Origin of the sequence: Mycolicibacterium llatzerense (assembly GCF_025331195.1) — a bacterium.
GTDB lineage: Bacteria > Actinomycetota > Actinomycetes > Mycobacteriales > Mycobacteriaceae > Mycobacterium > Mycobacterium llatzerense.
The window spans coordinates 295,894-314,050 of sequence record NZ_LXOV01000014.1 but is presented as its reverse complement, the minus strand read 5'-3'; the positions used below and the strand labels follow the sequence as shown (position 1 = coordinate 314,050).

Genomic DNA, 18,157 nt, shown 5'->3' with positions numbered 1-18,157 from the left:
TTGCGACCGTTCCGAATCAGCCACCGGCCGCGCAATGCCCGGCGGTACTGCCCGTCAATCCACGGGCCTGCCGCGCGATCGCCCCGGCCGATTGATTCCGCACAGCCACACCCCAAAGCCGCCGACTGACAGCTAACTTTGTTGGATCGCTTCCTGGATTGGCGAGCAAAGGCCGTTTATCAATCTTCCTGGCATCTCGACAGATGATGATCATCCGACCACCGGGACCCGCGAAGGCCTGTAGACACCTGCGGCATAGTGTCTAGCGAAAGCGCACAGCCCCAACGAGGAGGCCTCCATGACCGGCACACCGAATGAAGCCCGACCACTCCGTGTCATCCAGTGGACCACCGGCAACATCGGCAGGCGGTCCCTGCACGCCATCATCGCCCGTGACGACATGGAGCTGGTCGGCGTCTACGCATACGGCGCCGAGAAGGTCGGCGTCGACGCCGCCGAGCTGGCCGGCTGGCCCACACCCACCGGCATCAAGGCCACCAACGACATCGAGGAGCTCGTCGCCCTCAAGCCCGACGCCTGCTGCTACAACCCGATCTGGCCCAGCGTCGACGAGCTGGTCCGGCTGCTCGAGTCCGGCATCAACGTCTGTTCCACCGCGGCCTGGATCACCGGCGGCAAGCAGTCCCCCGAGGACCTGGCGCGCATCCAGAAAGCCTGCGAGACAGGCAATTCCACGATCTTCGGCAGCGGCGCGCACCCTGGCCTGACGAACATGATGGGCATGGTGCTGTCCAGCGCGTGCGAGAGCGTCGACGAAATCCGCATCACCGAGTCGGTCGACTGCGGCGTCTACGAATCGGCGGGCACCATGGCCGCGATGGGCTTCGGCAAGGACCCGGAGACGCCGGGCCTGGCCGAGAGCGTGCGCCTGGAGAGCGAGGTGTTCGCCGAATCAGCCGCGATGATGGCCGACGCCATCGGCGCCAAGCTGGACCGGATCGACTTCGACGTCACATTCACCGCGGCCGACGAGGACTCCGACCTAGGTTTCATGCAGATCCCGAAGGGCACCGTCGCCAGTGTCTACGGGTATCACCGCGGCTGGGTCGGCGACAAGAATGTCGTCAGCGTCGGCTTCAACTGGATCATGGGCAACCACGTCACGCCGCCGAAGCCGGTGGCACATGGTCACGTGATCCAGGTGTTCGGTGTGCCCAACATGCGCACCGTGGTGTACTGCCTGCCGTCGAAGGACTGGAGCGAGGTGAGCCTCAACGGCCTGGGCATGATCTACACCGCGCTGCCGGCGACCAACGCAGTGCCGGCAGTGGTGGCCGCCGCGCCGGGCATCCTTACGCTCAAAGATCTGCCGCCGGTCACCGGCCGGTTCGCCGGCTAGTTCAAAAGCATTCACAGCCGGTACATTTCGCGTGCCATCAGCGCGTCCTCGATGTAGCCGACGTGGGTTTCGAACACCGGGCTCGCAGTGTGCTCGGCGGCGAGCCAGGTGCGCGCCTGCGCGACCGCCCGTTCCACCGTCGTGAACCACCGAGGCGCGGTGGGTGCGTGAATCGGCAGGGCGTGGGTCCAGCCGAGGTGCATGGTGTGGCTCATCGTCGTCACCTTTCAATCGGGTCAGCGGCGAGGGGTGCCGCTCTTGATTTCAGAGTGCGGTGACGGCGACTCCTGAGCGCGAGTAGACAGGTACTCGAAACCGAGCCCGCGTGGCGGTCCCCTACCTGTGTAGTTGGGCCTGCGCGACCCGATCTGCCAACTGCCCTGGACGGCGGCCGTTGCGATGCGAGGTCCCGCCGAAGAAGCTGTCGTTGCCCAAACCGCTCTTGAGCGGAAGCGCCACCCCAGCTGGAGGCTGTACGACTACGAATATGAGTTGGCGCATGCGTGGGTGGCGGCTTGCCAAGGCATGGTCAGTTCCCCGATCAAGACCGCGCCAGCCGCGCCATCGCCGAGCGACTCACCGTCCGCGACGAACTCGCCTTGCTGCTGCGGCAGTGACTCTCAGCGAAGGCCGGCAGCGATGTCGCGCGCGATACTCCGGGAGCGTCGACAGGCGTAGCCGAATTGCGATGGCCTCGGCTGATACCCCAGGAACCGAAGACCTTCGAGGACCGCTTTGCCGCTACGCGCCAAGGGCGCTCCACGCTCGTCGAGGACGCCCAGGTGCCCGACGAGCCCGTCCAAACCGCGCCGATAGCCGGTCGCACAGATCACCGCGTCGGGGTGCACCTGGGTGTCGTCCATCAGCCGGACCGCGTCGCCATCGAATGACGCGGGCGCCGAGACGACCTCGATGCGTCCGGCCTTGATTGCGTCGACTACCTCCTTGTCGACGATTGACGGTGCGACGCCGAGCCGCGCGGATCGGGAGAACGGGCCCTCATCCGGTATCGGGAGACCGAACGACGTCAGGTCCCCGATCGCTCTGAGCCGTGCGATGCGGGCGATCTTGTCTGCGAGGCGCGTCGGAAGGTGGTACAGCGGCGTCGCAATGGCGTTCCCCGGCAGCCCTGCCGGGCCGGTGCGCAGCAGGATGTTCGGCGGCGTTCGAGTGGCCATCCAGACTTCCGCTGCCCCGCCGGTCACCAATTCGTTGGCGATCTCCATTCCCGACGATCCGCAACCGACCACCAGCACCCGCTCGCCGACGAAGGGGGCGGCGTTGCGGTACTCCGACGAGTGCAACACCTGGCCGGTGAAGCGTTGCGCACCATCCCATTCCGGCAGGTGAGGGGTGTGCTCATGGCCGGTCGCGACGATGACATTCCGGGTGTCGACGGCACCGGTCGAAGTCGTCAGCCGCCAGCCCACCGGCCGGCGGTCGATCCGCTCGGCGACGGTGTTGAACCGGATATCCAGAGCCTCGGCACCCGTTTCGAGGTGTCGGATGACTTCGTCGCGTGACGGGAACATCGAAGTGTGCCTTGGGTATCGGATCCCAGGCAGGTGCGATGAGTGCTTTTCGGTGTTGAGATGAAGACCGTCGTAGCGAGCGCGCCATGCCGCGCCGACACCGTCACCGCGCTCGATCACCAGAGCGCTGATTCCGCGCACACGCAGGCTCAGCGCCATCGCGACGCCGACCGGACCCGCCCCAATTACCACCACCGGATACTCGGGCACGTCACCTCCCCGAGGCACATGGTCAAGCTGAGTCTAGAACCGTCGCACTGTTCCCGCATACGCTGTCTATGTGCGCCTGACGTGGCCACTTACCGGCCGCGAGGAAGAACTTGCGGCCATCGACGCCGCGATGTCCGACCCCGACTCGTCCGGTGTCGTACTCCGCGGCGCAGCCGGCGTCGGCAAGAGCCGGGTGGCGCAAGAGGCCCTCGCGCACGCGGCCGGGAAGGGCTCCATCACGCAGTGGGCGGTGGCCACCTCATCGGCCCGCGCACTGCCACTCGGCGCACTCGCCGCATGGGTGACGGCCGACATGAACGGCCCTCAACTGGTTCGGCTCGTGGTCGATGCCCTGACCGGCAGTCCGCATGGTGCAGGGGTCATCGTGGGAGTCGACGACGTCCACCTCCTCGATGATCTCTCGGCCTTCGTCCTGCATCAGATCGTCCGGCGGCGGGTCGCCAAGGTCATCCTGACCCTCCGCGACGGGGAGACGATTCCCCCTGGCGTTCAAGAGATTTGGAGTGTCGGAGACCTTGAACGTATCGACCTGCAGCCGTTGTCCGCCGAAGAGACCGTCAATCTCCTGGGCGTCACCCTCGGCGGGATCATCGATCCAGGCACAGGACACCGGTTGTGGAGTCTGACGCGCGGCAACGCCCTCTACCTGCACCACATGGTGGAGCAGGAAGTTTCGGCAGGGCGTCTGGCGTCCGAGCACGGGTGCTGGCGCTGGACCGGGGGGATGTCCGTCGCGCCGGCGCTGGTGGAAATGATCGAGTCCCGGATGGGTGCGCTACCCACGGCGGTCGGCGACGTAATCGACGTCCTGGCAGTCGGCGAGCCGATGGACATTCGGTTGCTCGCGCGCATCACCGATCCCGTGGCGATCGAGGAGGCCGAGGCACGCAGCCTCGTCGCCCTTGACGATATGGACGGCGGGGCAAAGGTGCGGCTGGCTCATCCGCTCTACGGCGAAGTACGGCGCGAGCGCGCGCCGGCGATCCGGCTCCGGCGGGTCCGCGGCCTTGTCGCAAGCTCATTGGCGGCCGATACCGACTGTGACGACATCCGGGTCCTCGTGCGTCGCGCCACTTTGGCGCTCGATTCCGACCTGCAACCCGATCCGGAACTGTTTCTGTCTGCCGCCAAATCAGCTGTCCAACTTCTGGATACGCCACTGGCCGGGCAGCTTGCACGCGCCGCGGTGGAGGCCGGCGGCGGCGTGGCCGCCCGAATACAACATGGCTACTGCATGGTCTGGTCGGCCCGCGCCGCGGAGGCACAACAGGAGCTGGCCGCGCTCGCGGAACAGGCGCAGACCGATCTCGAGGTGGCGCAGGTCGCCACTCTGCGCGGGCACAACACCTATTGGACTCTTCGCCAGCCGACGGCTGCCGAGGCGATCCTTGACCAAGCCGAGGCAACCGTTCTCGATCCGCCGGCCAAACGGATACTGGCCGCACAACGTGCCGCGTTCCACGCCGATCTCGGACGGCCGCAGGCCGCGGTGCGGACAGCTACCGAGGCGCTGGCCCGACCGCTGCCCGACGGCGATGCGGCCATGGCCTCCTGGGCCATGGCCGGTGGGCTGGCCATGTTGGGTCGGGTCGCCGAGCTGGAGGCCGCGGCCGCACGCGGCCAGACTGCGGCCACCGCCGCACAGAATGCCGCAGTGCTGCGCAACGGTCTCAGCTACCGACACATGATCGGCCTCAAACTGGCCGGTCACCTGCATCGTGCCGAGGAGGTGGCCCAACAAGCCTGGCGCGACCTCGAGGACACGTGGTTTCCGTATGGCGGCCTCGTCCACGTGGGGCAGGCCCAACTCGCCCGGGGGCAGGTCCCCGATGCGCTGAGTCGTCTGCAGCGGGCGCTCACGGCGCTGGCCGCCGGCCACGAAATGGGTGGCTGGCTGTTCCGCTGCCGCCTGGGCGTGGCTCAGGCCCTGGCGTTGACCGGCGATGCCGCGGCCGCCAGGCAGGCCATGACCGAACTCGACGCCGACCGACATCCCGGATTGTTGTTCCTCACAACCGAAGTGACGCTGGCCCGGGCCTGGGTGGCCGCCGCCGAGGGGTCCCTGACCGAAGCGGTCCAACTGACCCGCGCCGCCGCGGCGGACGCGGCCAGTGCTGGACGACCGGCATACGAAGTGCTGGCGTGGCAGACCGCGGCGCAGTTCGGCGACGGCTCAGGTGCCGATCGGTTGCTCGAACTCACGGGCATTGTCGAAGGTCCCCGCGTTGCGTTGGCTGCTCGGTTCGCCACCGCACTACAGACCGGCGACGCCGACGAACTCGCCGCTGTGTCAACAAGTTTCCAAGGTATCGGCGACCTCATCGCCGCCATCGACGCCGCCGCCCACGCCGCTGTGGCGTACCGCCGACACGACCAACGCGGCTCGGCACTCACCTGCTCGACCCGTGCACAAGCCCTCGCCCGAGAATGCGGCGCCACCACCCCCGCATTACGACAGGCAGCCCAACCCCTCCCCCTCACTGACCGCGAACGCGAAATCGTCACCCTCCTCGGCCAAGGGCTCCCCAGCCGCGCCATCGCGGAACGTCTCACCCTGTCCACCCGGACCGTCGAGGGCCATATCTACCGCGCCATGGCCAAAACTGGCACCACCAACCGCGACGAACTCGCCGCGCTATTGCGGAGGTAGACCAAGCACGAAATTCGAGTACCCGTCTACTCAGTCCGGTCGGCTCAGCGACGCGCAGGCTCACTCACATGGCCACGTCAACTTCCCGCGAGCAGGCGCTACGTCGTCTGCCGTTGGCGTACTCGCTGGCTCTCCGGTTGCGCGACGCACGCGTGGCGGCGGACCTCATCTGCGAGTACGTCGGCGTCGAACCGTCGGCACTGGCCGGCATCTACCGCATCGGCGAAGCGAAACTCGCAGCCGCACAACACGAGGAGCCCGCATGACCGCCACCTTGTCCGGTCCCGTCAGCGTGTTCGACGCCGACCTGCCCACCTTCGACTACACCGAAGCCACCAGCTGGGACGAGGTGCACGAAGTCCTCGCCGCAGCGCGGCAGCGGTCGTCAATCGCGATGGGTCCACACGGGCCCGAGCTCCTGACGTACGACCTGGTGCACACCGCGTTGCGGGACCCACGGTTCGCCGAGCCCAAAGCGATGGGCCTCGAACCACAGGGCATCACCTCCGGAGAGTTGTGGGACCGCGTCACCCACAGCTTGTTGACCATGGACGGCGACGAGCACCACCGCCTCCGGAGGCTGGTGTCCAAGGCATTCACCCCGCGGGCGGTCGCCCGACTACAACCCACGATCGCCTCGGTGATCAACGAGCTGGTGGACGCGGTTGCTCCGACCGGTCGCTGCGACGTCGTCGCCGACATCGCTCGGCAGTACCCGATCCCGGTCATCTGTACCCTGCTGGGCGCGCCGCGGGCAGACTGGGAGTTGTTCTCCAACTGGGCAGATGACTTCATGAAGCTCGTCGCGTGGAACATCGTCGAAGACGAGCCGATGGTCCTGGCCGCCTGGCGACACCTCGACGACTATGTCGACGAGATGATCGATATCCGGCGCAACAATCTGACCGACGATCTGATCTCCGACCTGATCCGTGCCGAAGACGACGGCGACCACCTGACCCACGACGAATTGCTGATGCTGGCCGCCGGGATCCTCGTTGCCGGTACGGACACCACCCGGAACCAGCTGGCCTCGGCCCTGCACGTGTTCTGCGAACACCCCGAGCAGTGGTCGACGCTGGCCAAACGTCCCGATCTGGTCCACAAAGGCGTCGAGGAGGCACTGCGGCACTCACCGATCGGCATCGGCTTGCCGCGCGAGGCCCTGGTCGACGTCGAACTCGACGGGTTGATCATCCCGGCCGGAACCCAGATCATCGCCAATTCCGCTGCCGGGAACCGGGATCCGCGAGTCTTCGATGATCCGGACCGGTTCGACATCGAGCGCGACAACCCGGCGACTGTGCTGTCGTTCGGCAGCGGACTGCACTATTGCCTCGGGTCTCACCTCGCCCGCCTCGAACTCACCGAGGCGATGACGGTCATGTCGACCCGCATGCCGGGCCTGCACCTCGACGGGCCGGCCGTGTGGAAGAGCTTCCTGGGAGTGACGGGTCCGGCCACCTTGCCGGTCGCCTTCGAACCCGGTCACTGACCGGGGGCGCTAGTCCTGCACGTTGACGATCACGCCGACAGCCCCGGAGCCGACGTGTACTGCCAGCACCGGCCCCATGTCGGTCACCACGAGTGAATCGACCTGGGGCAGAAGGGAAGTCAGCGCGGCGCCGATCGACGCGGCGTCATCGTGATTGTCGACGTGGTGCACGGCAATCGACGCAGGCCGGTCACCGACGAGCGTGGCCACCCGCTCGATCATCGCGGCATGCGCCTTGGCCACGGTCCGAATCCGCTGATCCAGCACCAGCCGGCCGTCGATGTCCAACTGCAGCAACGGCTTCAGCGACAACGCGGTGCCCAGCCAGGACGCCGCCGTGCCGATCCGGCCACTGCGGCGCAGGTTGTCGAGCCGATGCACGACGATGAATCCGTGCTGCCGGCCCGATTCCGAACGCGCCCCCGCCTCAACGGCATCCAGGTCGGCACCGGAGGCTGCGGCCCGGGCCGCGGCCAGTGCGACGAACCCGACGCCCATGGCAGCTGACCGCGAATTGATCACGCGCACAGCAGGACCCAATTCGCGACCCACTGCCGCGGCGGAACTGAACGTGCTCGACAGGCCGGCCGACAGATGCACCGCCACCACGCCGTCGCCGCCGCTGTCAGCCAGCGCTTGCCGGTAGACGTCCATCAGATCCGCAGGCGACGCGCCCGAGGTGGACACGTGCGACCGGTCCTGGATGTCCTGTGGGATCGGATCGACCCCGTCCTGGTAATCGACACCGTCCTGCAGCACGTGCAGCGAGACCACCCGGATGTCCCAGCGCTTCAACCCTTCTGGATCAAGCCGGGCCGACGAATCGGTGACCACCACCACGGCCATGGCTAGTCGTCAGTCCGCTGCGACACCACACCGGCCTCGGCCAGCCCCTTGAGCATGAGTTCGGCGACAGCACGATGCGCCTCGAAGTTCCAATGGATGCCGTCCGGATTCGCCCGGCCCGACATCACCTCGTCACCGACGGCGGCTTTCAGGTCGACGATCGGAACCTGGTGTGCGTCAGCCCAATCGGTGATCGCCGACACGGTGGCGTCGCGCCACCGGTGCGAGTTGCCGTAGGTCTCCGCGATGTGCACCGACGGGACCGTCGCCACGAACGGAATACCGGGACGGTTGAAATCGATTGCCGCGCGGGTCTCTTCGAGGTATTCGGCGGTCAGGTGCGCAGGGAGCGCGGGCCGCGCGATCGGCGACAGCCGGGGCTGCACCCAGCCATAGCCGTCCCGCACGATGCGGCGCAGCCACGGCGGGCGCACGTAGCGGATCAGTTCCCGCAGCGCCGTCGGCAACGGCGACGGCAGCGAGTCCATACCGCTGGTCGCGAAGATCACCGCGCCGGCCTTGGGCAACGCCGCCCACGACCTTGGATCCTGGGTAGCGGCCCACCACACGTCACGACAGGTCCAGCCGATCCGGCCGATCAGTTCCAGGTCCCAACCAAGTTGGGAGGCAACGATATTCGGCCAGATGCGCGGATCGTCGGACGGCAGACCGCCGGTCGGTCCGTAGTAGGACAACGAGTCACAGAAGACGAGCAGTACGGGCCGAGTGTCAGAGGACATCATTGGCCACCTGAGCCGAAGCGTTCCACACGTCCAGACGCCACGTCACGGGGTCGTCGTCGGCCAGGCCGGCACTGTGCCCGGACAGCTGGACCCAGCTGGCGTTGCCCATGCCGCCGAGCACCGGCCAGTTGTCCACCGGCAGGTCCAAAAGGGCCGCGGTCAGCGCCGCGATCAGACCGCCGTGCGCGACGAGCACAACCGGGCGGTCGACCTCGTCGACACCCCACTCGGGCAGGTTGCGGAGCTGCTCGGTCACCACCGGCAGGCTGCGGTTCGCCACGTCGACCCGGCTCTCGCCGTTGTGCGGCGCCCAGCGGGCGTCATCACGCCAGGCCAGCCGCGCACCGGGCGCGATGGCATCGACTTCGTGGTGGGTCAGGCCCTGCCAGTCCCCCAGGTGCGTCTCACGCAGCCGCTCGTCGACCGACACCGACATGCCGGCCTGGTCGCCCAGCGTCGTCGCGGTGTCGAGAGCGCGGCGCAGGTCGGAGGAGACGATCACCAGCGGCTGACGCTTGGCCAGGACCTCGGCCGCCGCCACCGCCTGCGCCCGGCCCAGATCACTGAGGTCGGTGTCGAGCTGGCCCTGCATCCGGCTGGTGGCGTTGTACTCCGTCTGGCCGTGACGCAGCAGCAGGAGGCGACGGTTCCTCACTCTCGGCCCTCGGCGGACTCGCCGGACGCGTCGTCACCGTCCGGGTTCACCGGGAGCTCACCGTCCAGGTCGACCTCGATGGCCGGGCAGTCCCGCCACAGCCGGTCCAGCGCGTAGTACTCGCGCTCTTCCTGGTGCTGGATGTGCACCACGATGTCGACGTAGTCGAGCAGCACCCAGCGACCCTCGCGGGCACCTTCGCGACGCGCCGGCTTGTGCCCTGCCCACCGCATCTTCTCCTCGACCTCGTCGACGATGGCGTTGACCTGGCGGTCGTTGGACGCCGAGGCGATGACGAAGTAGTCGGTGATGACCAACTGCTCCGACACGTCGATGACGCTGATGTTCTCGCCGAGCTTGGCTGAAGCCGCGCGGGCGGCGACCGTCGCCATGCTGAGGGCTTCGGGGGTGGCGGTCATGAGTTCTCCTGCTTGTTCGTGGCCTGATAGAGCCCACGTTTGGATACGTATTGGACGACGCCGTCGGGCACCAGGTACCAGATGGGCCGGTTGGCCTGGGCGCGGCGACGGCAGTCGCTCGACGAGATGGCCAGCGCGGGCACCTCGACCAGGCTCAGGGCGTCGGGCGGCAGTTCTTTCTGCGCGTCCTCGATGTGCTTGCCGTCGAGCTCGTAGCCAGGCCGGCTGACCCCGATGAACCGGGCGGTGGAGAACAGCTCCTCCCAGTTCTGCCAAGACAGGATCGAGGCCAGCGCGTCGGCGCCGGTGATGAAGAACAGGTCGGTGTCAGGGTTCTGCCTGGCCAGGTCCCGCAGGGTGTCCTTGGTGTACGTCGGACCGCCGCGGTCGATGTCGACGCGGCTGACCGAGAACCGCGGGTTGGCGGCCGTCGCGATGACCGTCATCAGGTACCGGTCCTCGGCAGCGGTGACGAGCCGGTCCCGCTTCTGCCAGGGCTGCCCGGTGGGCACGAACACCACTTCGTCGAGCTCGAACAGGTCGGCCACTTCACTGGCCGCGACGAGGTGCCCATGGTGGATGGGGTCAAACGTCCCACCCATCACTCCCAGCCTGCGTCGAGTCACGATTCGCCAGCTTACGGCAGTGTTCGGAGCCAACTCGGTGGCAGGACCTCGCCGACTAGACCGGCAGCAGGTTGTCGATCACCGACGCGAGCTGCTTGGCGGACCGGCATTCGTGCATGGTGATGACGTCCTGGTACTTGGCGGTGGCCGAGTCGCCGCTACCCCACAGGTGCTTGGGCTCGGGGTTGAGCCAGTGCGCGTGGCGGCTGGCACTCACCATGTGCGCCAGCAGGTCGGCCTGCGGGTTGCGGTAGTTGTTGCGGCCGTCGCCGAGCACCAGCAGCGCTGTGCGCGGCGAGAGCGCATTGGGCCACTTGTCCAGGAAAGAGACGAAGGCGTGCCCGTAGTCGGAGTGCCCGTCCCGCGTGTACACGGCGGCCTCGCGGGTGATCTTCTGCACCGCGACGGCCAGGTCGGCATCCGGCCCGAACAGCTCGGTGACCTCGTCGGTGGTGTCGATGAAGGCGAAGACCCGCACGCGCGAGAACTGCTGACGCAGGGCATGCACCAGCATCAGGGTGAAGTGGCTGAAGCCCGCCACCGAGCCGGACACGTCGCACAGCACCACCAGCTCGGGGCGGGCCGGGTGCGGTTTCTTGAGGACGACGTCGATGGGCACGCCGCCAGTCGACATCGACTTGCGCAGTGTCTTGCGCAAATCGATCTGGCCGGAGTGGGAGCGACGGCGACGCGCCGCGAGGCGGGTCGCCAACGTACGGGCCAGGGGCGCAACGACATTGCGCATCTGGCGCAGCTGTTCGCCTGACGCCCTGAGGAATTCGACGTTCTCGGCCAGCTGCGGGATGCCGTACGTCTGCACGTGATCGCGGCCGATCTGCTCGGCGGTACGCCGCTTGGTCTCGGATTCGACCATGTGCCGCAGCTGCGAGATACGCTTGGCGGCAATCGCTTTGGCGATCTGTTCCTGAGTGGGTGAGGGCTCGTCACCGTAGGGCGCCAGCAAGCCGGCCAGCAGCTTGCCTTCCAGCTGGTCCAGCCCCATGGCCTTGAGCGCCTGATACGACGAGTACGACGGGCCGCGGCTGGAGTTGTACTTGCCGTAGGCGTCGACGATCTGCGCGATCATCGCCATCAGCCGGTCATCGAGGCTGGCCATGTCGGCGTCGGAGAGCAGGTCGATCAGTGCCGATCGCATCGCCTCGACATCCTCGGGCGGTATCCGGTCGGGCCGGTTCTCCGGGTCCTCATCGTCGTCGAGTTCCAGCACGGCCCGGTCCCCCATGGCCGCGGGGAACCAGAGGTCGAACAGTGCGTTGTAGGTCTCGCGGTGGTCGGGGCGGCGCAGCACCGCGCAGGCCAGGCCTTCGCGCAGCACCTTGCGGTCACCCAGGCCAAGGGTCGCCATCACCCGTCCGGCGTCGACGGTCTCCGACGGCCCGACGTTGATGCCCACCTTGCGCAGGGCTTCGACGAACCCCACCAGGTGGCCCGGAATACCTTGCGGGGCAAGCGGTTGCGCTGGGGTTCGTGCGACGGCCATGGCAGCTTCCCTAGTTCAGCTTCAGCTCGCCGGCGGCACGCACCTGGTCGGATTGGTGCTTGAGCACCACGCCCAGCGTGGCGGCGATCATGGCGTCGTCCAGGGTGTCCATGCCCAGCGCCAGCACCGTGCGGCCCCAGTCGATGGTCTCGGCGACCGACGGCAGCTTCTTGAGCTGCATGCCGCGCAGCACGCCGATGATCCGCACCAGCTCGTCGGCGATCTTCTCCGGCAGCTCGGGTACCCGGGACAGCAGGATGCGCCGCTCCAGGTCGGGGTCGGGGAAATCGATGTGCAGGAACAGGCAGCGGCGCTTGAGCGCCTCGGACAGCTCGCGGGTGGCGTTCGAGGTCAGCACCACCAGCGGGGTCTGCTTGGCCTTGATGGTGCCGAGTTCGGGCACGGTGACGGCGAAGTCGGACAGGATCTCCAGCAGCAGGCCTTCGATCTCGATGTCGGCCTTGTCGGTCTCGTCGATCAGCAGCACGGTGGGCTCGGTGCGCCGGATGGCCGTCAGCAGCGGACGGCTCAGCAGGAATTCCTCGCTGAACACGTCCAGCTTGGTCTGGTCCCAGTCGCCGGACTGCTGGCCGGACTGGATGCGCAGGATCTGCTTGGCGTGGTTCCACTCGTACAGCGCGCGGGCTTCGTCGACGCCCTCGTAGCACTGCAGGCGCACCAGCTCCGAACCGGTGCACTGGGCGATGGCCCGGGCCAGTTCGGTCTTGCCGACACCGGCCGGTCCTTCGATCAGCAGCGGTTTGCCCAGCCGGTCGGCCAGGAAAACCGCTGTGGCCGTTGCGGTATCGGGCAGGTAGCCGGTTTCGGCGAGTCGCTTGGCGACGTCATCGATGTCCGCGAACAGCGGCACCGAACGAGCGGGTGTACTCAAGATCTTCTCCTCTACGCGGGCCGGGTCTGGCCGTCGCCCCACACGATCCATTTGGTGGATGTCAGTTCCGGCAGCCCCATCGGGCCGCGGGCGTGCAGCTTCTGGGTCGAGATGCCGATCTCGGCGCCGAAGCCGAACTGCTCTCCGTCGGTGAACGCCGTCGACGCGTTGACCATCACCGCGGCCGAGTCCACCTGCTCCGAGAAGCGCTGGGCCGCAGCAAGGTTGGTCGTGACGATCGCTTCGGTGTGCCCGGTGCCGTATTCGTTGACGTGCGCGATGGCGCCGTCCACTCCGTCCACCACGGCGACGGCCATGTCCAGCGACAGGAACTCGGCGCGCAGCTCGTCCTCGCTCGGGTCCAGGTGCACCGTCACGCCGGCGTCCTGCAGCGCGGTGACCAGGCGGGGCAGCGCGGTGTCGGCGATGGCCCGGTCCACCAGCAGCGTCTCGGCCGAGTTGCACACGCTGGGGCGACGGGTCTTGGAGTTCAGCAGGATGCGCTCGGCCATGTCGAGATCGGCGGCTTCATGGACGTAGACGTGGCAGTTGCCGACGCCCGTCTCGATGGTCGGCACGGTGGCGTCGCGCACCACGGCGTCGATCAAGCCGGCGCCGCCGCGCGGGATCACCACGTCGACCAGACCGCGGGCCTGGATCAAGTGGGTGACGCTGGCCCGATCCTCGCTCGGCAGCAGCTGGACCGCGTCCTCGGGCAGGCCCTCGGCGGCCAGTGCGGACCGCAGTGCGGTGACCAGGGCCTGGTTCGACCGGGCCGCGGACGAGCTGCCGCGCAGCAGGGCCGCGTTGCCGGACTTCAGGGCCAGACCGAAGGCGTCGACCGTCACGTTGGGCCGGCCCTCGTACACCATGCCGACGACGCCCAGCGGCACCCGCTGCTGGCGGATCTGCAGGCCGTTGGGCAGGGTGCTGCCGCGCAGCACCTCCCCGACCGGGTCGGGCAGGCCGGCGACCTGGCGCAGCCCGGCGGCGATGCCGTCGACCCGCTGCGTGTTCAGGGCCAAGCGGTCGATCATCGCTTCGGCGGTACCGGCGGCGCGCGCGGCCTCGACGTCCTCGGCGTTGGCGGCCAGCACCGTGTCGGCCGCGGCCAGCAGGGCGTCGGCCGCGGCGTGCAGCGCGCGGTTCTTGGTTTCGGTCGTCAGTGTGGCCAGCGCACGGGATGCGACCCGGGCCCGCCGGGCTGCGTCATGTACCTGCTGGCGCAGATCGGTGTCCGTAGCTGCGTGCACACTCATTAACCCAGGGTAACGAGGTATCCGCGGTTCAGCCCGGTCGGGGCTACCGTGGCCGGGTGACTCGGATCACTGTGGTGGGCAGCGTGAACATGGACCTGGTGTTCGGTCTGGCCGACCTCCCGGAACCCGGGCAGACGGTGCTGGCGTCGTCGCTGCATTCGGAGCCCGGCGGCAAGGGCGGCAATCAGGCCGTCGCCGCCGCCCGGGCCGGTGCCGACGTCCAGCTGGTCGCCGCGCTCGGGACCGACGCCACCGGCGCGGTATTGCGAAAGCACCTGCAGGACAACGGTGTCGGCCTCGACGGCGTCGTCAGCCTGCCGACCCCCAGCGGCACCGCGGCGATCATGGTCGGCCGCAGCGCCGAGAACATGATCGTGGTCGCGCCGGGTGCCAACGCGCACCTGACCCTGGACTCACGGCAGATTCGTGCGGTGGTCGCCGACTGCGAGGTGCTGTTGCTGCAGCTGGAGATCCCTCCGTCCACCGCGTTGGCCGCGGCGCGGACGGCCAAGGCGAGCGGCGCGACGGTCATGCTCAATGCCTCTCCGGCGGGCACCGATCCGGGTGCGCTTGCCGAACTCGCCGCCGCGACAGACGTGGTGATCGTCAACGAGACCGAAGCCGCACAATGGCATTGGCCCGTCCCGCATCTGGTGATCACCCGCGGCGCCGACGGCGCGGTGCATCGCACGCCCGATGGCGAAACCCACATCACGGCACCCGAGGTCGAGGCGATCGACACGACCGGCGCCGGCGACGTCTTCGCCGGAGTGCTGGCCGCCGGCTGGCGTGCGGACCCCCGGCACGCCCTCCTGCGGGCCGTGACGGCCGGCGCGCTCGCCACACTGACCGCGGGAGCCGGCGATTGCGCACCGTACGACGAGGCCATCGAGGACGCGCTGGGCTCGGCTCCATAACTTGCGCGCGGATATACGCCGATTAGCTGATGATGTGTCGGCCGCGTCGCCGGATAGTCGATGCCATGACCACCGCAAGCGGCATGCCGAGCGTCTTCGACGCCGCGCTCCCGACCATCGACTACGCCGGCGCGCAGAGCCCCGACGAGGCGCAGGCAGTCATCCGCGAGGCGCGGGAGCAGGCGCCGATCGCGATGGGGCCGCATGGACCGGAAGTGCTGACCTACGACCTCGCACACGAGGTGCTGCGGGACCCGCGTTTCCGGATCCCGCAGGGCATGTTCCTGGTGGCTCAGGGCATCACCTCCGGCCCGGTGTGGGATCGCGCCAGCGCATCGATCATCAGCATCGACGGCCCCGAACACACCCGTCTGCGTCGCCTGGTGGCGACCGCCTTCAGCCGGCGCGCGATTGACCGACTCCGCGCGACAGTCGTCGACGTCGTGAGCGACCTGGTCGACCGCCAGGTCGCACGTGGGCACTGCGACGTGGTGACCGATATCGCGCGGCAGTACCCCACCCCGGTCATCTGCGCGCTGCTCGGTGCCCCAGCCGAGGACTGGGCACAGTTGTCCGACTGGGTAGACGACTTCATGCAGGCCTTCGACTGGCATGTCGCCGAGCACGAGACCGCGATCCTGACCGCCTGGGACGCGCTCGACGCCTACATCGACGACATGGTCGCCCGGCGCCGCGACAACCTCACCGATGACCTGATCTCTGATCTCATCCGCGCAGAGGAGGACGGTGACCGGCTGAGCGCCGACGAACTGCGGATGCTCTCCACCGGGCTGTTGGCGGCCGGCACCGACACCACCCGCAACCAGGTCGCTGCGTCGGTGCAGGTCTTGTGTGAAAACCCCGAACAATGGGCTCTGCTGGGTGCACATCCCGACCTGGCCGACCGCGCCGTCGAAGAGACCATGCGCCACTCCCCGATCGTCATCAGTTCCCTGCGGATGGCCCGCGAAGATGTCGAACTCGCCGGAATGCTGATCCCGGCAGGGACTTTCATGCAAGTGAATACCGGCGCGGCCAACCGCGACCCCGCTGTGTACGACGATCCCGACCGCCTCGACATCACCCGTCAGGGCGCCCCAGCGATGCAGACCTTCGGTGCCGGTATGCACTATTGCCTGGGCGTGCACCTGGCCAAGATGGAGCTGGCCGAAGCGCTCGCCCTGATGACCCAGCGCATGCCCAACGCCCGCGTGACCGGGCCGGTCCCGTGGAAGCCGTTGCTGGGACTGAGCGGACCGATCACCCTGCCCATCGCGTTCGACCGCGTCGATCAGTCGTGGCGGGCGGCTTCCTAGCAACACCACAGTTCCATCCGACAGCGGCCCGGTCTAAACCGGATCGTGCTGGTGGGTCGCGCTCGCGCTGACCGCCCGAGGGCAACCACGCACTCTTGGACTAAGCATCCACGCGTACGCATGCGCTGATGGCGTACCCGGAGCTGCCACGCCATGCCCCGCGAATTACGCATCACGGCCGATGGAGTGGGCAGCGCCGAGCGAGACAGTAGGAGTCACCAATTCCAAAGGAGCACTCCGATGAACCAAACACCCACCGCCACAATGCAGTTCAGTATCACCACCACTCGCGCAGGACTCGCCCACTGGTGGACCGATGTCGAGCACGCCGTCGCGGCCGCCGCACACCGGGCATTTGCCTCGCCCACACCGGTTCCGGCGGCGCGGACCGTCCACCTCAGCTATCTGGAGCACGCGTGCATGGCGCGCGAGATGGATCGACTCTGAGCGCTCAGAAACCCGCATATCGGTGCCGATACAGCAAATACTGCAGGTTGGCCATGCGTGGCCCTAGAATCTGACGTTCAAATGGACGACCACAGGGGAATCGCGGTGTCGCGGCGATTCTTCCTGCTCACGGTCGCCATCGCCGTCTTCTACGTGCCGCTCGCGCTCAACTACACGTGGCCGCTGTTCGCCCCCGGCATGTCGCGTTGGCAGGACGCCGTCAATACCCTGATCAACGGTCGCAGCTACGCGGTCGGTGACGGATCGGTCGAAGCGGTTCGCCATGGCGCCTATGCCGAGCATCGCGTGGTCCTGATGGTCCACACCACACTGGCCGGACTTTCCTTGACGCTGGCCATGTTCCAGTTCTCGACGCGACTGCGCACCCGGTGGCCGGCGGTACACCGGTGGACGGGCCGCGGGTATCTCGCGCTGATGTCCGTCAGCATGTTGACCGCCTTGGTGTTCCTGTACTTCACGCCGCCCGCGCAGCACTTCATCGGGCCGGCATTCGAAACGCAGTTGCGCGCCTTGGCAATCGGCACGCTCGGCAGCGCCTGGTACGCGGTCTACGCGATCCGCCGCCGCGACGTGATCACCCACCAGGCCTGGATGACCTACGGCATCGCCCTGATGATGACGGCGCCGTTGCTGCGCGTGGTCTGGATCGGGATTCAGCCGCTGATCCCGCAGCACGATCTGCTGACCAATATCGGGGTGGGCTCCATCGTGCTCGGCGTCGTCGCACCCGGCAGTGCCATTTTCGCTTTCATGCTGACTCAGCGCGCACAGTCCGACGCGGGGGTCGGTTCAGCTCCGATGTGGTCATACGGCGCTGCGACGGGACTGGCCGTTGTCGGATCGCTGGCCTACGCCGGCCTGGTCGTCCGGCTGCCGGCGCCGATCCCGCACTCCCTAGCGCTTTTCCATTTGGTGCCGGCCTGGATCGCCATCGCGCTCGCCGTACGCGGGGTCTTCCGCGCCCGCACCGGTGGCGACACCGTGCGCGAACGCCAGTGGCGCTGGCTCTTGTGGGGCTTCGCTGCGGCGCCGACGGCGGCCAGCCTGTACGCGCAGATCGTGCCGCCGGCCTTCACCACGGCCGACGCCGTCCTCGCCGGCGGCATGGACGGCCCTGCCATCCCGATCACCGCCAGCTTCGCGCTGGTCGTACATGCGGCAGCGCGGTCCCGGCGGCGGACCGACGACCTCGACGACGAACCCAACGTGCTCACCGCCGCCTGAGCGCCGGCAAGTTATCCACAGTG

The 18,157-nt window shown here is 67.9% G+C and carries 18 protein-coding genes; 8 read left to right on the top strand and 10 right to left on the bottom strand.

Annotation, left to right across the window (positions count from 1 at the left end):
* Positions 1–298 precede the first annotated feature (298 nt).
* The gene (locus tag A7G45_RS22525) at positions 299–1,360 is read left to right on the top strand and encodes an NAD(P)H-dependent amine dehydrogenase family protein (protein ID WP_043985214.1); all 1,062 of its coding nucleotides are present in this window, start codon (positions 299–301) and stop codon (positions 1,358–1,360) included.
* 11 nt (positions 1,361–1,371) lie between these two features.
* Here A7G45_RS22525 and A7G45_RS22520 read toward each other — a convergent pair whose 3' ends face one another.
* Both A7G45_RS22520 and A7G45_RS22515 read right to left on the bottom strand, forming a co-directional pair.
* Positions 1,372–1,575 (bottom strand): hypothetical protein, encoded by a 204-nt coding sequence (locus A7G45_RS22520; protein WP_043394215.1) that lies wholly within the window; start codon positions 1,573–1,575, stop codon positions 1,372–1,374.
* Positions 1,576–1,980: 405 nt separating this feature from the next.
* The gene (locus A7G45_RS22515; RefSeq protein ID WP_043985215.1) at positions 1,981–3,102 is read right to left on the bottom strand and encodes a flavin-containing monooxygenase; all 1,122 of its coding nucleotides are present in this window, start codon (positions 3,100–3,102) and stop codon (positions 1,981–1,983) included.
* 70 nt (positions 3,103–3,172) lie between these two features.
* Here A7G45_RS22515 and A7G45_RS22510 point away from each other — a divergent pair, with 70 nt between their 5' ends.
* The 3 genes from A7G45_RS22510 to A7G45_RS22500 all read left to right on the top strand — a co-directional run bounded on the left by A7G45_RS22510 (position 3,173) and on the right by A7G45_RS22500 (position 7,268).
* Complete coding sequence (locus A7G45_RS22510; protein ID WP_043985216.1) at positions 3,173–5,773, top strand: helix-turn-helix transcriptional regulator; 2,601 nt, start codon at positions 3,173–3,175, stop codon at positions 5,771–5,773.
* 68 nt (positions 5,774–5,841) lie between these two features.
* Positions 5,842–6,039: a hypothetical protein gene (locus A7G45_RS22505; RefSeq protein WP_043394220.1), complete on the top strand. Its 198-nt coding sequence runs from the start codon at positions 5,842–5,844 to the stop codon at positions 6,037–6,039.
* On the top strand, positions 6,036–7,268 hold the full coding sequence (locus A7G45_RS22500; RefSeq protein ID WP_260940380.1) for a cytochrome P450: 1,233 nt from the start codon (positions 6,036–6,038) through the stop codon (positions 7,266–7,268). The genes A7G45_RS22505 and A7G45_RS22500 overlap by 4 nt, the downstream gene beginning before the upstream one ends.
* Before the next feature lie 9 nt (positions 7,269–7,277).
* Here A7G45_RS22500 and A7G45_RS22495 read toward each other — a convergent pair whose 3' ends face one another.
* The 8 genes from A7G45_RS22495 to A7G45_RS22460 form a co-directional block, all read right to left on the bottom strand.
* On the bottom strand, positions 7,278–8,114 hold the full coding sequence (locus tag A7G45_RS22495) for a DegV family protein (RefSeq protein ID WP_043985218.1): 837 nt from the start codon (positions 8,112–8,114) through the stop codon (positions 7,278–7,280).
* A 2-nt stretch (positions 8,115–8,116) separates the two neighbouring features.
* Positions 8,117–8,854: a diglucosylglycerate octanoyltransferase gene (gene octT, locus A7G45_RS22490; protein ID WP_043985252.1), complete on the bottom strand. Its 738-nt coding sequence runs from the start codon at positions 8,852–8,854 to the stop codon at positions 8,117–8,119.
* Positions 8,844–9,512, bottom strand: a complete 669-nt coding sequence (gpgP, locus tag A7G45_RS22485) for a glucosyl-3-phosphoglycerate phosphatase (RefSeq protein ID WP_043985219.1) — start codon at positions 9,510–9,512, stop codon at positions 8,844–8,846. Before gpgP ends, octT begins: the two co-directional genes overlap by 11 nt.
* Positions 9,509–9,931, bottom strand: a complete 423-nt coding sequence (gene rsfS, locus A7G45_RS22480; RefSeq protein WP_043985220.1) for a ribosome silencing factor — start codon at positions 9,929–9,931, stop codon at positions 9,509–9,511. The genes gpgP and rsfS overlap by 4 nt, the downstream gene beginning before the upstream one ends.
* Positions 9,928–10,542 (bottom strand): nicotinate-nucleotide adenylyltransferase, encoded by a 615-nt coding sequence (gene nadD, locus A7G45_RS22475; RefSeq protein ID WP_260940491.1) that lies wholly within the window; start codon positions 10,540–10,542, stop codon positions 9,928–9,930. The genes rsfS and nadD overlap by 4 nt, the downstream gene beginning before the upstream one ends.
* A gap of 70 nt (positions 10,543–10,612) precedes the next feature.
* Positions 10,613–12,058 carry a vWA domain-containing protein gene (locus A7G45_RS22470; protein ID WP_043394233.1) on the bottom strand — a complete coding sequence of 482 codons (1,446 nt, stop codon included), beginning with the start codon at positions 12,056–12,058 and terminating at the stop codon, positions 10,613–10,615.
* Between the two features lie 10 nt (positions 12,059–12,068).
* Positions 12,069–12,950, bottom strand: coding sequence for an AAA family ATPase (locus tag A7G45_RS22465; RefSeq protein WP_043394622.1), 882 nt, complete (start codon positions 12,948–12,950; stop codon positions 12,069–12,071).
* A gap of 11 nt (positions 12,951–12,961) precedes the next feature.
* Complete coding sequence (locus tag A7G45_RS22460) at positions 12,962–14,209, bottom strand: glutamate-5-semialdehyde dehydrogenase (RefSeq protein ID WP_260940361.1); 1,248 nt, start codon at positions 14,207–14,209, stop codon at positions 12,962–12,964.
* Positions 14,210–14,265: 56 nt separating this feature from the next.
* Here A7G45_RS22460 and A7G45_RS22455 point away from each other — a divergent pair, with 56 nt between their 5' ends.
* The 4 genes from A7G45_RS22455 to A7G45_RS22440 all read left to right on the top strand — a co-directional run bounded on the left by A7G45_RS22455 (position 14,266) and on the right by A7G45_RS22440 (position 18,134).
* The gene (locus A7G45_RS22455; RefSeq protein WP_308204148.1) at positions 14,266–15,126 is read left to right on the top strand and encodes a ribokinase; all 861 of its coding nucleotides are present in this window, start codon (positions 14,266–14,268) and stop codon (positions 15,124–15,126) included.
* 65 nt (positions 15,127–15,191) lie between these two features.
* Positions 15,192–16,442 carry a cytochrome P450 gene (locus A7G45_RS22450; protein WP_260940359.1) on the top strand — a complete coding sequence of 417 codons (1,251 nt, stop codon included), beginning with the start codon at positions 15,192–15,194 and terminating at the stop codon, positions 16,440–16,442.
* A 240-nt stretch (positions 16,443–16,682) separates the two neighbouring features.
* The gene (locus A7G45_RS22445) at positions 16,683–16,889 is read left to right on the top strand and encodes a hypothetical protein (protein ID WP_260940357.1); all 207 of its coding nucleotides are present in this window, start codon (positions 16,683–16,685) and stop codon (positions 16,887–16,889) included.
* Positions 16,890–16,970: 81 nt separating this feature from the next.
* On the top strand, positions 16,971–18,134 hold the full coding sequence (locus tag A7G45_RS22440; RefSeq protein ID WP_260940356.1) for a DUF2306 domain-containing protein: 1,164 nt from the start codon (positions 16,971–16,973) through the stop codon (positions 18,132–18,134).
* Positions 18,135–18,157 lie beyond the last annotated feature (23 nt).